Origin of the sequence: Bordetella muralis, from assembly GCF_965139205.1 — a bacterium.
GTDB lineage: Bacteria > Pseudomonadota > Gammaproteobacteria > Burkholderiales > Burkholderiaceae_B > Bordetella_A > Bordetella_A muralis.
This window is the reverse complement of the sequence record NZ_CBCSIU010000002.1, coordinates 25,649-39,179: the sequence shown is the minus strand read 5'-3', so window position 1 is coordinate 39,179 and position 13,531 is coordinate 25,649. Positions and strand designations below refer to the sequence as shown.

11 protein-coding genes are annotated in these 13,531 nt (G+C 59.9%); 7 read left to right on the top strand and 4 right to left on the bottom strand.

The features are described from left to right. Nucleotides 1-6 precede the first annotated feature (6 nt). On the top strand, nucleotides 7-2,196 hold the full coding sequence (locus ACNA0I_RS04545) for a phosphocholine-specific phospholipase C (RefSeq protein ID WP_415804876.1): 2,190 nt from the start codon (nucleotides 7-9) through the stop codon (nucleotides 2,194-2,196). Nucleotides 2,197-2,288: 92 nt separating this feature from the next. Here ACNA0I_RS04545 and ACNA0I_RS04540 read toward each other — a convergent pair whose 3' ends face one another. Next, nucleotides 2,289-3,614: a 3-deoxy-D-arabino-heptulosonate 7-phosphate synthase gene (locus tag ACNA0I_RS04540; RefSeq protein ID WP_415805267.1), complete on the bottom strand. Its 1,326-nt coding sequence runs from the start codon at nucleotides 3,612-3,614 to the stop codon at nucleotides 2,289-2,291. Nucleotides 3,615-3,688: 74 nt separating this feature from the next. Next, nucleotides 3,689-4,264 carry a GNAT family N-acetyltransferase gene (locus ACNA0I_RS04535; protein ID WP_415804875.1) on the bottom strand — a complete coding sequence of 192 codons (576 nt, stop codon included), beginning with the start codon at nucleotides 4,262-4,264 and terminating at the stop codon, nucleotides 3,689-3,691. Nucleotides 4,265-4,460: 196 nt separating this feature from the next. Between ACNA0I_RS04535 and ACNA0I_RS04530 the strand changes: the two genes are divergently transcribed. The 3 genes from ACNA0I_RS04530 to ACNA0I_RS04520 are packed head-to-tail and all read left to right on the top strand — an operon-like array spanning nucleotide 4,461 to nucleotide 7,235. After that, on the top strand, nucleotides 4,461-5,435 hold the full coding sequence (locus ACNA0I_RS04530) for a TRAP transporter substrate-binding protein (RefSeq protein ID WP_415804874.1): 975 nt from the start codon (nucleotides 4,461-4,463) through the stop codon (nucleotides 5,433-5,435). 5 nt (nucleotides 5,436-5,440) lie between these two features. Continuing rightward, on the top strand, nucleotides 5,441-5,941 hold the full coding sequence (locus ACNA0I_RS04525; RefSeq protein ID WP_415804873.1) for a TRAP transporter small permease: 501 nt from the start codon (nucleotides 5,441-5,443) through the stop codon (nucleotides 5,939-5,941). Further along, on the top strand, nucleotides 5,934-7,235 hold the full coding sequence (locus tag ACNA0I_RS04520; RefSeq protein WP_415804872.1) for a TRAP transporter large permease: 1,302 nt from the start codon (nucleotides 5,934-5,936) through the stop codon (nucleotides 7,233-7,235). Before ACNA0I_RS04525 ends, ACNA0I_RS04520 begins: the two co-directional genes overlap by 8 nt. Before the next feature lie 147 nt (nucleotides 7,236-7,382). Here the strand turns inward: ACNA0I_RS04520 and ACNA0I_RS04515 are convergent, their stop codons facing one another. Both ACNA0I_RS04515 and ACNA0I_RS04510 read right to left on the bottom strand, forming a co-directional pair. Beyond that, complete coding sequence (locus ACNA0I_RS04515) at nucleotides 7,383-9,683, bottom strand: ATP-dependent DNA helicase (protein WP_415804871.1); 2,301 nt, start codon at nucleotides 9,681-9,683, stop codon at nucleotides 7,383-7,385. 70 nt (nucleotides 9,684-9,753) lie between these two features. Continuing rightward, nucleotides 9,754-11,394, bottom strand: a complete 1,641-nt coding sequence (locus tag ACNA0I_RS04510) for a VRR-NUC domain-containing protein (RefSeq protein WP_415804870.1) — start codon at nucleotides 11,392-11,394, stop codon at nucleotides 9,754-9,756. Nucleotides 11,395-11,521: 127 nt separating this feature from the next. Between ACNA0I_RS04510 and ACNA0I_RS04505 the strand changes: the two genes are divergently transcribed. The 3 genes from ACNA0I_RS04505 to ACNA0I_RS04495 all read left to right on the top strand — a co-directional run bounded on the left by ACNA0I_RS04505 (nucleotide 11,522) and on the right by ACNA0I_RS04495 (nucleotide 13,520). Continuing rightward, the gene (locus tag ACNA0I_RS04505) at nucleotides 11,522-11,914 is read left to right on the top strand and encodes a phage holin family protein (protein ID WP_415804869.1); all 393 of its coding nucleotides are present in this window, start codon (nucleotides 11,522-11,524) and stop codon (nucleotides 11,912-11,914) included. After that, nucleotides 11,889-12,338 (top strand): hypothetical protein, encoded by a 450-nt coding sequence (locus ACNA0I_RS04500; protein ID WP_415804868.1) that lies wholly within the window; start codon nucleotides 11,889-11,891, stop codon nucleotides 12,336-12,338. The genes ACNA0I_RS04505 and ACNA0I_RS04500 overlap by 26 nt, the downstream gene beginning before the upstream one ends. A gap of 123 nt (nucleotides 12,339-12,461) precedes the next feature. Beyond that, nucleotides 12,462-13,520, top strand: a complete 1,059-nt coding sequence (locus ACNA0I_RS04495) for a porin (RefSeq protein ID WP_415804867.1) — start codon at nucleotides 12,462-12,464, stop codon at nucleotides 13,518-13,520. Nucleotides 13,521-13,531: the final 11 nt, after the last annotated feature.

Genomic DNA, 13,531 nt, shown 5'->3' with positions numbered 1-13,531 from the left:
CCCAACATGTCATTTGATCCCTCCAAGCGCGGGTTTCTGCGTGCTTCGCTAGGCACCACCGCAGCATTGACTGCCCTCTCTACCTTGCCGTTGTCCATCCGGCGCGCGTTGGCCATCGAGGCGAACTCCGCCACAGGCACCTTGCAAGACGTCAAGCACGTGGTGCTGCTGATGTTGGAAAACCGTTCGTTCGATAGCCATTTCGGGACGTTTCGCGGCGTGCGCGGGTTTGGCGATCGCCATCCGATCCCATTGGCCAACGGCAGCCACGTGCTTTATCAAACAGACGCCAACGGCAATACGGAAACGCCCTATCACCTGGACGGCAGCAAGGGCAATGCACAGCGTGCGGGCGGCACACCGCATACCTGGCTCGACGCGCAGGCAGCTTGGGACCATGGTCGCATGAACCGGTGGCCTGTCGCCAAACAGCCGCTGTCCATGGCCTATATGGAAAACGCCGAAGTCCCGTTTCATCGCGCGCTGGCCGATGCCTTTACGCTATGCGATGCGTATCACTGTTCCATGCATACAGGCACGATCCCGAATCGTCTGTTCTACTGGACCGGCACGAACGGCCCGTCGGGCGACAACTATGCAGCCATCATCAACCAGTACAACGGCGGCAACGATGTAGGACCATCGACCGAAGGCTGGACATGGACCACGTACGCCGACCGCCTGGAACAAGCCGGCGTCAGCTGGAAGGTCTACCAAAGCCTGGACGATAATTTCGGCTGCAACCAGCTCATGACGTTCCGCCATTGGCGCGAGGCCATGGAGGCCATGCCCGCCGACCGCCGCCCCGTAGCGTTGCCCGCCATTTCACCGGCCTACGATCCCGCCATCGACGATGCCCTCAGTCCGCTGGCCAAGGGCTTTGGCAACACCATGCCCGACGGCCTGCTGCAGAGCCTGCGAGACGATGTGAAAAACGGCACGTTGCCTGCGGTGTCATGGGTCATTCCTCCGTCGACGTACAGCGAACATCCCGGCCCCTCCAGCCCTGCCCAAGGCGGGTGGTACATGCAAGAGGTCCTCGATGCATTGACCTCGAATCCCGAGGTGTGGGCCAGCACCGTCTTGCTGATCAACTACGACGAGAACGACGGGTTTTTCGATCATCTGCCGCCGCCGTCTGCCCCGTCGGTGCGTGATGACGACTCCTTGGCCGGTAAGACGACGCTGAGCGACGAGGAGATGGCTTTCGAATACTACAACTACGCTCCTGCCTCGTCGTCACATCCGGCACAGGACGGCAAACCTTTTGGTCCGGGTCCGCGCGTGCCGATGTGGGTGGTGTCTCCCTGGAGCCGTGGCGGCTGGGTGAATTCCCAGGTGTTCGATCACACGTCGACGCTGTTGTTTCTGGAAAAACGATTCGGCGTACAAGAGCCCAACATCAGCGCCTATCGCCGCGCGATATGCGGCGACCTGACGACGGCGTTCAATTTCGCCAATCCGAACGGCGAAGCGCTGGCGACGCTGGGCGGCAGCACGACGAAAGAGGCAGCGGCCGAACTGGTCGCTCAACAGGAATCCGCCGCGGCGATTCCAGTGCCGGTGGATCCTGCCTTGCCGCACCAGGAAACCGGTACAAGGCCTTCGCGTGCGCTGCCGTACGAGTTGCACACCACAGCCAGGCCCGACGCCAGCAAAGGAACCGTTACGTTGGCGTTTGCCAATAGCGGCCAGGCCGGTGCGGTCTTTCACGTGTACGACAAACTGCACCTGAGCCAGATTCCGCGCCGCTATATGGTCGAAGCCGGCAAGGAACTCGATGACGCGATCGACGTCAGCGTGGACAATGGCCGATACCATTTCTGGATACTGGGACCCAACGGCTACCATCGCGAGTTCATCGGCGATCTGCGCGATACGGCAACATCGGGATTGGAAATCCAGGTCTGCTATCAATCGTGCGAGCCCGCAGAGGTCCAGGTCAAGCTGTATAACCGTAGCAGCAGCGCAGTCACCTTTAGCGTGACCGCGCAAGGCTATCGCCAGGACGGTCCGTGGACGAGCCAGGTCGAGGCCGGAAAAATCGGCGAACTCAGCTGGGCGCTGGGTGACAGCGGCAATTGGTATGACTTTGTCGTGAACGCGGGCGACTCCAAAGTCTGGTCGCGCCGCTTTGCCGGTCATGTGGAAAACGGCAAAGACTCGGTCTCGGATCCCGAGATGGGTCAAGGCTGATGAGGCCGGGGCGAGACGCCGTGACGTATCGCCCCGGATGTAGATCGGATGCCATTTACCCAGCCTGCCCCTGGCGTGCCTGGCATGGCCGATCAGGCCGCGTCAGACCCGGACTGGCCGTTTACCGCCATAAACAGATCATCGACATGTACCATCAGGTCGCGGACTTGGCGTAACAGTGGATATTGACGTCGCACCGTGTCCCACCGGGCGGATGTCAACAACTGTTCCCAGACGGACGCCAGGCTCTGCCTATCGCCTGGGGCTGCACCTGCCAAACTGCTGGCATATGCCACGCTGCCAGGTGCGGACAAGAGTTGCATACGCGTGGCGGTACTGAGCAATTTCGGATAGGCATCAGCCACGGCATCGCAGCAATAAAGAACACTGCCTGCCACATGGGTATCCTCAGCGGCGAATCGCTTTAGCGACGAGCCGCGCAATTGCACACGTCCTTGATGAGTGTCAAACGCATACGTTGTTTCGGCCTGCGCACTGGCCAACAGCCGCAGGCCTCGCAACAGGCGAGGCAAATCGGTAGTCGCTGCATCGACGGAGGCTTTTGCCTCAATCAGCAAACAGACGTCAAACGTCGGCGTATCGCCATCCGAAGGAGTCTGCTGCAACAGCACGGCATCCCACTCACTCTTGGCATAGTCGGCATTCCCGGGCAGCGACGGCGAGGCACGCATCGACGTCACGACGCGATAGGGGATTTTGTTCTCCGCTTGCGCGTTCAGCCGTTGAGCCAACACCTCTAGCGCCTGCGCCGCGCGAGCTTCGACTGCCGCGCCGCGCTGCTGCGACGCAGCGCCTTGTTCCATCGCCACGGCACTGCCTGCACGAGGTCCCTGCTGGTCCCATAGCGAGCGGTAGCGCTGCACCAGCGGGTCGGATACCAACACCGACAGACGTCGCAACCGTCCCAGCGCCGGGCTGCCAGACAACCGGTCCATGCCGCGTGTGACTGCCGAATCGGCTTCGGCCTGTGCCAGAGGCAGGACTTGTTCCGCACAGACACACAGCGCATGCCAGTCTTCCGCGGCCGCAAAGGCCTGCAATTGCGTCAGCGCCGCACGCAGCGCCCCTGTGGGCATGCGTTGCAGTTTCGTCGGATGAGCGACGGTATTGACCGCTGCATGGACTTCACGCCGATCCTGATTTGCGTGGGCAGCGAGCGAGGCATACTCGCGCACCGCAGCGGTTTGATGACGCAAGACCATGGCCTGAAAAGCGGTGTCTCCGCGCGTTGGCTGCACCGCCTCTCGAATCAAACGATCAAGAGCATCGAAGAACCGGCGTTTCAGGGCATCGTCCGGCGTATCGCCAGCCTCCAGCAAGACTCGAACCTGTTCCAGCACGATGGCGAGCGCTGTCGATGGATTCTCACTTTGCGTGCGAGACGACGCCGCCGGCATCGCGGGCAGCCGATATCGGCGCCTCACCGTGCGCAGTATGTCTTGCAATAGGGACGAAGGCTGCACGCGTTGCACTACGCTTGACGTTGAAACGGCGCCGGCGCAGTCGCGGTATCCACGAGTCTCAAGAACATATGTTTGTCCGCGTAAAGTTTGCCATCGATGCATAGCGAATCAGGTTCTTCGCCACACAGTTGAAAGCCCAGGCTTGAATAGAGCTGAAACGCCGCCGCGTTGGACGCTGTCACGTTCAATGTGATTTGCCGAATCCCCGGCAGTTTGCGGGTGTGGGCGATAGCCGCCGTCATCAACGCCCTGGCTGCCCCTTTTCCCCTCAGATCAGGATGCACATACACGCCCCATATTGTGGCCTTGTGCATGGCCTTTTTGCCCCGATGCCTGAATACGCCCGCACTGCCTTTGAGCTCGCCTGCGACAAATGCGCCGATGATCAAGGCGCCGTCGTTGGGGCCAACCCGGGCAGACCAATCCGCCTCTGACAATACAGCCTCATCCTCCAGGCTGCTCATGAACGATTCGGGCGAGTCTGCGAGCATCTGCGCGCGCAGTACACGGAAGGCTGCGACGTCTGCGTGATTCAGCAATCGGTATTCCACCCCGTTGGCGACGGGTTCCTGTTCGAGAGACATGAAAGCTGGGACCTCCAAAATGTAAATTTTGACACAGCACGACCCTAGGACTTTCCCCTATGTAGGGGTTTCCTGGGGCAATCGGCGTTCTTGGCCCCGTAGAATTGCAACGCTTATGGCACCGCAATGCTTGCTCGCAGTGTTTCTGTGATACGCCGGGCTCATCGCCCTCTCTATGCGAAGAAGGATCTCTCTGATGAAAAAGACCCTCCCCTTGCTGGCTGGCAGCTTTGTGCTGGCTTTCAGCGCCAGCGCTATGGCTCAAACCACGTGGGATCTGCCCAGCGCCTATCCTGCCAGCAATTTCCATGTCGAAAACCTGAATACGTTTGCCAAAGACGTGGAGTCGCTCTCCGGCGGCAAGCTGAAAATCACGATCCACAATAACGCGTCGCTCTATAAGGCGCCCGAGATCAAGCGCGCCGTTCAAGGCAACCAGGCTCAGATTGGCGAAATCCTGCTGACCAACTACGCCAACGAAGATCCGATTTATGCCCTGGACGGCTTGCCCTTCCTGGCAACGGGCTATGACGCCTCGTACAAACTTTATCAGACGCAAAAACCGTATCTGGAAAAGAAACTGGCCTCGCAAGGCATGACGCTGTTGTTTACGGTTGCCTGGCCCCCGCAAGGCATTTTCACCAACCGTGACCTGAAAACCGTCGACGATCTGAAAGGCCTGAAATGGCGCGCCTATAGCCCTGTCACTGCCAAGATCGCGGAACTGGTCGGCGCTCAACCCGTCACGGTCCAGGCTGCCGAGCTGTCCCAGGCGATGGCTACGGGCGTGATCGACTCGTATATGTCGTCGGCCTCGACCGGCTATGACACCAAGACCTACGAGTACATCAAAAAATGGTACGACACTCAGGCTTGGCTGCCCAAGAACGCGATCCTGGTGAACAAGAAAGCCTTTGACGCATTGGATCCGGCAACCCAGGAGGCGCTGAAAAAAGCCGGCGCTCAAGCCGAAGAGCGCGGCTGGAAGCTCGCCGAGGAAAAAGGCGAGTGGTACAAAAAAGAGCTCACCAAGAACGGCATGGCTATTGTGCAACCCACACCTGAGCTCAAAGCAGGCCTGAACAAGGTCGGCGAAGTCATGATCAAGGAATGGGAGGATCGTGCCGGCGATGACGGCAAGGCCATCATCGAAGCCTATCGCAAGATGTAATCCCCATGCGCCGTTTACTCGATACTCTGTACGGCGCGGCCGGCCTCTTGGCCGGCCTGTGCATGATAGGTGTGCTGATTTCAGTACTGATTTCCATCATTGGCCGCCAGATCGATTGGCATGTAGCTGGCATGGACGCCTATGCGGGCTATTTCATGGCCGGTGCCGGTTTTTTGGCATTAGCCAGTACGTTCAAACACGGTGAACACATTCGCGTCACGCTGTTGCTGAATTCGCTGGCAGCGCGCGGCAGCCGGCGCCTGGATATTTTTGCGCTGTGTGCAGGCACCCTCCTCGCGGCCTCTTTTGCGTTCTTCAGTATCAAGCTGATGCTGGACTCGCATACCTATAACGATGTATCCACGTCCAACGATGCCACGCCATTGTGGATACCCCAGATCAGCATGGCTGTCGGGACCGTGTTGTTCCTGGTGTCGCTGGTCGACGAATTGATCCGCCGCTTGCACGGTCTGCCTGCTCCTACGTCACAGCAAACCCATGAATGAAGTCCTGGTCATTACCCTATTAGTCGTCTCTATTTTCGCACTGCTGGGCTGCGGAGTCTGGGTAGGTCTGACATTGGCAGGCACGGCCTGGATCGGCATGGAGATTTTTTCCAGCCGGCCTGCCGGCGATGCAATGGCAGTCACCATCTGGGGCGCAGCCTCGAGTTGGACGTTGACGGCGCTGCCCTTGTTTCTGTGGATGGGCGAAATCCTGTTCCGCACGCGATTGTCAGAGGATCTATTCAAGGGGCTCGCGCCCTGGCTGAATCGCCTGCCTGGCCGTCTGTTGCACACCAACGTGATCGGCTGCGCGATCTTTGCCGCGGTATCGGGTTCATCGGCCGCAACTTGCGCGACGGTCGGCAAGATGACGATCCCCGAGTTGAAACGGCGTGGCTATCCCGAGAGCAAGGTGCTCGGCACACTATCCGGTGCGGGCACACTGGGGCTGCTGATTCCTCCCTCGATCATCATGATCGTCTATGGCGTGGCGGCAGATGTCTCGATCGCCCGCCTCTTCATCGCAGGCATTGTGCCAGGCATCATGCTGGCTGCGCTGTTCATGGGCTATATCGCCTGGTGGGCCATACGCAATCCTAAGGAAGTGCCCGCCTCGGACGAGCACATGACGTTGCGGCAAAAACTCTATCAATCTCGTCATTTGATTCCCGTGTTGCTGCTGATCGCAGCGGTGCTGGGATCAATTTACGCGGGGGTCGCAACAGCGACGGAGGCTGCAGCGATTGGTGTGGTGGGCGCGTTGATTCTGTCGGCACTACAGGGGACGCTGAACAAAACCAGCTTTTGGCAATCGCTGATGGGCGCGACCCGGCTGTATTGCATGATCGCATTGATCCTGGCCGGCGCACAGTTCCTGACGCTGTCCATGGGCTATATCGGCCTGCCGCGTGCGCTGGCCGAATGGATCGGCGGACTGGGACTGTCGCAGTTCGGATTGATCATGGCGCTGATGGTCTTTTTCATCGTGTTGGGTTGCTTTCTGGATGGCATTTCCATCGTCGTGCTCACGATGGGGGTGCTGTTGCCGACGGTGCAGGCGGCTGGAATCGATCTGATCTGGTTTGGTGTTTTTGTCGTGTTTGTCGTCGAGATGGCGCAGATTACGCCGCCAGTCGGGTTCAATCTTTTTGTGCTGTCGGGGATGACGGGGCGAGAGCTGCCCTATATTGCCAAGGCGTCGCTGCCGATGTTCTGTTTGATGACGTTGGCGGTGCTGTCGTTGTATGTAGTGCCGGGGATAGCTACTTGGTTGCCGCAGCATATGAAGCTGTGATGTCGGACTGACGATCGACACGCGTGGGTTCAGTTGGCGCCGTCTGCAACAGGTAGACGGCGCCAATTTTATTGGGACATGCCTGTTAGGACGTGCCTGTTAGGACATGCCTGTTATTGAGTCTTGATGGCGGGGTTTCCCGGCAGCTTACTCACGACGTTCGCCCCGCCCCTGTGCGACAGGGATTTGCCACCATCCAGGCAATAACGCCTGCACCTTCGCCCTGCGATAGCGATCGTCGATGAGATAAACCGTGCCACTATCGTGCTCGCTGCGGATCACGCGGCCAGCGGCCTGTACGACCTTTTGCAGCCCGGGGTACAAGTAGGCGTAGTCATATCCCTGGCCGCCGCCATAGAGTTTTTCCATGGCGGCCTTCATCTGCTCGTTGATTGGATTGACCTGAGGCAGACCCAGTGTCGCGATAAAAGCGCCGATCAGCCGTTTGCCCGGCAAATCGACAGCCTCTGAAAATGCGCCGCCCAGCACGGCAAACCCGACGCCAGAGCCCGTTTCGGTGAACCGGGCCAAAAATTCCTCCCGGCTGGCTTCGTTCATGGCACGCGTTTGTTTCCAGAGCGGGACGTGCGGATGGCATTGGCTCAACAGATCGGCCACCTGCTCCAGGTATTCGAAGCTGCTCAAAAAACTCAAATAGTTGCCTGGGCGTTCAGCATATTGTGTCGCGATCAGGTCGACGATGGGACGCAATGACTGTTTGCGGTCCCGATAGCGGGTAGAAACGTTGCCCGCGACATGCACGGCCAATTGTTCCGGCTGGAAAGGCGCGGCTACCTCGATCCAGGCGGTACTGTCCGGCAGACCGAGCGTGTCCCGGTAATACTGTTGCGGATTGAGTGTGGCGGAAAACAATACCGTTGCGTGCGCCGCCGCGTAACGCGACGCCAAGTGCGGCGCGGGCACGACATTGCGAACGCAAAGCGTCGATGAACCCGTCTGGACGGCGGGATCGTCGGGCCGATCTCGCGTGACATCGAACAGCGCGTGCGGGCCGAATTGCTCTGCCAATCGGGCAAAGCTCAGCATCTCGAAATAGAACAGCAACAGGGGATCATCCTGGGCCAAGGGCGCCTGTCCCAGGTGTTCCGCGACGGCAGCTGTGGCCTTCTGTACCGCGGCGAGCACGCCAGCGGGGACGGCGTCGTAGGGCTGATACGCGGCGGTCTGTTTGCGGTTTAACGCATTCCATGCCCGATTCAAGCCATCCAGCGGTTTACGCAGCGCCTTGGGCGCAGCCTGGCGTGCTCGCTTGAGTGCAGGTTGCGACAGCGTACTGCTGTACATGTGACGCGCGCGGTCCACGAGATTGTGCGCTTCGTCCACCAGCACCGCTACGCGCCACTGATGAGCCTGAGCGAGCGCGTACAAAATCGCATTGCTATCGAAGTAGTAGTTATAGTCGCCGAGCACTACATCGCTCCAACGCGCGAGTTCTTGCGACAGGTAGTACGGACATACACCGTGTTCCTCAGCGACGGTGCGTACGGTTGATCCGTCCAACCGCGTATGCGTCAACGCGGCGGCACGAGCCTCGGGCAAACGGTCATAAAAGCCGCGGGCCAATGGACAGGACTCGCCATGACAGGCCTTGTCGGGGTATACGCAGACCTTATCGCGCGCCTGCAGATCGAGCACTCGCAATCCGGGTTGAGCGGCCGACTCGTTGAGACGGTCCAACGCCTGTTGCGCTATCGCCTTGCCTGCGTTCTTGGCCGCGAGGAAGAATACCTTGTCGATGCGCGTATCGGGTGCGGCCTTGAGTAGCGGAAACAAGGTGCCTAGCGTCTTGCCGATGCCCGTGGATGCCTGCGCCAATAAACAGCGTCCATCACGGGCCGTACGATATACCGATACCGCCAACTCCCGCTGTCCCGCGCGAAATTGACCCAGCGGGAAATCCATTTGCGCCAACGCGAGGTCGCGCGCCTGGCGATGGGCGAGCTCGGCGGCCGCCCACGCCTGAAAACGCGCACATTGCTCTTCGAAAAAGGCCTGGAGTTCGGCCGCGTCGTAGTCGCGAGGAAATAGCGTTTCTTCTTCGGTAGCCACATTGAAATACACGACAGCCACGCGCAGGCGACTAATGCCTCTCGCCTGGCAAAACAAGTGGCCGTAGATGCATGCCTGCGCCCAATGCAGTGCACGATGGTTGTCGCGCACACTCCTCAGTTCGCCTCGGTAGGTCTTGATCTCCTCGAGTTGATTCGTGCTCGGATCGTATCCGTCGGCGCGACCGCGCACGAACAGGTCGCGGTACTGCCCCGACAACGCAATTTCAGACTCATAGGCCGCGCAGCGACGATCCACTACCGCAGCATGCCCCGCTACCCCTTCGGGGCCGGTCGGCGCGGGCGTGAAACGCAGATCCAGATCCCCTGCCCTGGCGGTGAATTCGCACAGCGCACGCACTGCGACCGAATAACTCATGCCTGGGCCCCATACCGGCAGGCTGCATCGGTCAATACATGCCACGGGCGCGTTGCGACCGAAGAATTGCTCATGCCTCATCCTCGCGCCATTGCACATGGCACACATGCGCCGCAATGCCATGCTCGGCGCAATATTGCAGCCAGCGAATCTGGTTGTCCTGCAATTTGTCGCCTGGCCCCTTGATTTCGATCAGTTCATAACGCTCTTCGCCGGGCACAAACCGGATCAGGTCGGGCAAGCCCGTGCGGTTTTGCGTGATGTCTTGCAGCATCCGCGTGAAAAATAGCCTCAGATGATTCGCGGGCAGGCAGTCCAACGCCAGACGCAACAACGGCTCGGATAACGCTCCCCAGAACACAAAAGGCGATTGCAGGCCGGCTTTTTCGGTGTAGTGCCTCCATATCGTGTCACGGTAAGCGCCCGATTCCAGCTGCGACAGTGCTGCGGCAAATAGATCAGCACGGCGTGAAACAAAGTCCGGCGCAGACAAGTCCGCAGGCTCGCGCTGAAAGGGATGAAAGAAGGCACCTGGCAATGGCGCGAAAACGGCTGGCCAACACAGCAAGCCAAATAACGCGTTGATCAACGTGTTTTCGACGTAATACACCGGCGCAGCGTCGCAGTGCAGATGATCGCGTGCGACAAGCTCCACAGACTGCGGTTCAACGGGGCGCAAGAGCGCCAGATCGCGCCGTACCGGAGCCGCGATGGCAGCTCGCGCGAGCGCAGGCAGCCCGGCGTTGCGCCGCAGGCGCGGCAGCATTCTCGCCAGAGCCTGGGTTTCCGCCTCGCTTTCCGGGGCTTGCCGAGCATGCAGGGCCAGTCCTAACGCGTCGTCATGGCGTTCCATGCGCTCGAGCATTCGAATACGGCGGTGACGAGCCCCCGGATAAGCACATTGCTCATACACGCGATAGGCCATATCCCAATGCCGCGCGCGCTCACAGGCGTGACCGATGCGCAAGAGCACCTTGGCGCGGCGTTGCTCCAGCCAGGCGTTCGTGCTGGCGCAGGACTGCACGACATCCAACAGATCATCTATCTCAGGGTTCGTATCCAGCGCCTGGCGGCATGCATGCAGCGCCAGGTACCTGTCGATATCGGCGCGTGTCTGGAATGCACGCGACGCCTGGTCGAACGCGACGGATTCGTAGCGGAACACCCCCAGATCGGCCAACACGAACTCTGACCAGTCCTGCCGCAGATTACCGAAAAACATCAGGCGCAGCCGGTCGCAATGATCTCCCAGCATAAAGCGCCAGGCCGGCTCGGGCGACGCGGGGCACCACTGGTCGTAGGATCGGGCCTCATCATGCCGCTCGCGCAATACGGCCAGCCATTCCGACTTGCGCAGCCCTGCCATGACAGACGCCGGGAACAAACCACGCAACTCTGGCAAGGTGCAGATATCGAATAGCTCATCCAACGCCATCGGCGCCCGGGCGTCGAGCCAGCCCAACGCCGCCAAGGGCGCAGCGGCCGCAAGCAGATCGGGAATTTCTTCGTACGCCAGGCGGCTGGCACGAAACCACGGTCCCCGTCTCATCGCCATGCGCACGAATAGCGCGCGCGACATCTGCGGCAAGCGGTCAAAATCGTCGAAAAACGCCCGCTCGCCCTCATCGAGCAAATCGGCATAACGATCGGCCACGACCTCCAGCGCACGCTGAAAGTTATGCAGATAGTAGTAGCGGTGCGGGGGCAGCATTTGGTAAAAACTGGATGTTTATCCAGTAATCATATCAAATCCCGGCTGGGCAGTATCTCGCTCATGGGACGCAGCCTACCCGGGTATGCGACTTGCAGCGCAACGTCCACCAAACCTAGGGGATGCCATGATTTCAGAACGATTGAAACGGATACGCCATCTGGCCGAGTTTGTCATTGAACGCAGCGGCGACTATCTCGAACTGGCCGGCATGGAGCTGTCGCTATACCGCTCGGCCTTGGTCACTACATTGATCAGCAGCGTGGCGCTGCTGTTTTGCGCACTCGGTACACTAGCCTTTATATCGGTAGCGACCATCGTGAGTTTCTGGGACACGGATAATCGGCTGCTCGTGGCGTGGTTGGTGGCTGGCGCGTGGTTGCTGATTACCCTCATCGCGCTGACCATTGCCGCCCGCAACGCGCCGAAAAACGCGCTTTTTTCCGAACTCAGCCACCAGGTGCGCCTCGATGCCGCCGCCGCCCGGAGTCATTATGCCCAAGACGACCACACAAGCTGAAAAAGACGCCTTGCTGGCGAAGATGGAGCGCGATAGAGCTGAGCTGGCGGACGCCTTTGCGCGCGTGGCCAATCAGACAAAAACCTCCAGCGGATGGGCCTCCACCACGGCGCTGGCCGCCGGAGCCGTCATCGGATGGCCCCGGTTTTTAAAAAAACCCATGCGGGCGATGGCGGCCATAGCGCTGCGCGACCGGGTCGCCAACGCCCTCAAGCGCCGCCACCAAAGACGTGCCAGCCCGCCAGCGGCCAACGCTGAAGTCGACCGCCTGGCCCAATTGACAGCGGATCTGCGCCAAGCGATAGAACGTATAGCGCCCGCGGAAGAAGTCGAGCACATACGGCGGGAACTTGACGACCAAGTGCGACGCATCCGCGAACTAAAGGCGCTCGAAGCGACCCCCGGGCAAACCCTCTCCCGCTAAAGGACAGGCCGACCGATTTTCGGTATAGACTTGCGACCTGATTCCTCGGTCGTCTCACATCTATCCGCTGTGAGGCGGCCATATTTAATTCCGACTACGAGTCGGATCTCAGGGAGCGAGACAATGAAGAAAACCGCTATGGCGTTGCTGGCGCTGAGTGGATTGGCTGCGGGAACAGCCGCCGCCGAATCGAGTGTGACCTTGTACGGGATTGCAGATGTCAGTATTCGATATCTGAATCGCAGCAGCCAGGTCGACGGCAGCCACATCGGACTGGCCAACGGCGCCATCTCCAATAGCCGTTGGGGCCTGCGCGGGGTCGAGGACCTCGGCAACGGGAATAAAGCATTCTTCCGATTGGAGAATGGCTTCAATGTGCAGAACGGGAATGGCTCCGATCCAGACAAGACGTTCAGCCGCCTGGCCTACGTCGGCCTGGACGGCGGGTCGCTCGGTGTCCTGACGCTGGGCCTGCAGAACACGCCCATGTTCAACCTGCTGGCCGATCATTTCGATCCCCTGACCGTCGGCAACTACGATCAGAACGCCTGGTTGCCCGCAGCCATGTCGCGCGTGCGCACGGGCAATATGTTCACCTACGCCAACACGCTGGGCGACCTGGCGCTGGTGCTCTCCTACGCCAACGGCGAGGACTACGACGACCACAAAGTCGGCTCGCAATATGGCGCATCGCTGCGCTATACCTTTGGCCAATTTGCAGTGGGCGGCGCCTATCAGCAGACCTATTCGGAAACCAGCTCGGATTATCGCCAACGCGTCTGGAACCTGAACGCGTCATACCAGTTCGAATCCGCCAAGGTCTTTGCCGGCTACTTCAACGGCCGGGACGAAACCGGATTCGTCAATGCCGTCATGGGCGGCAACCCCGTCGCAGGCCTGGACCGCAAGGACAACGGCTATTTCGCCGGCGTCACCTGGCAAGCCACCCCCAGTTGGGCCCTGACCGGTGCAGCCTACTATGACCGCAGCGAAAACGTCGTCGTTTCTGGCGACAAAGGCAAGCGCTACGCCCTGGTCGGCGTCGCCGAATATGCCCTGTCCAAGCGCTCCCAAATCTACGTGACCGTTGACTACAACAAAGTCAAAGACGCCGCCAGCGACGAAATCGCAGGCAGCGGCAGCCAACTAGGCGCCGCAGTAGGATTCCGCCACATCTTCTGACGGTCTCCACG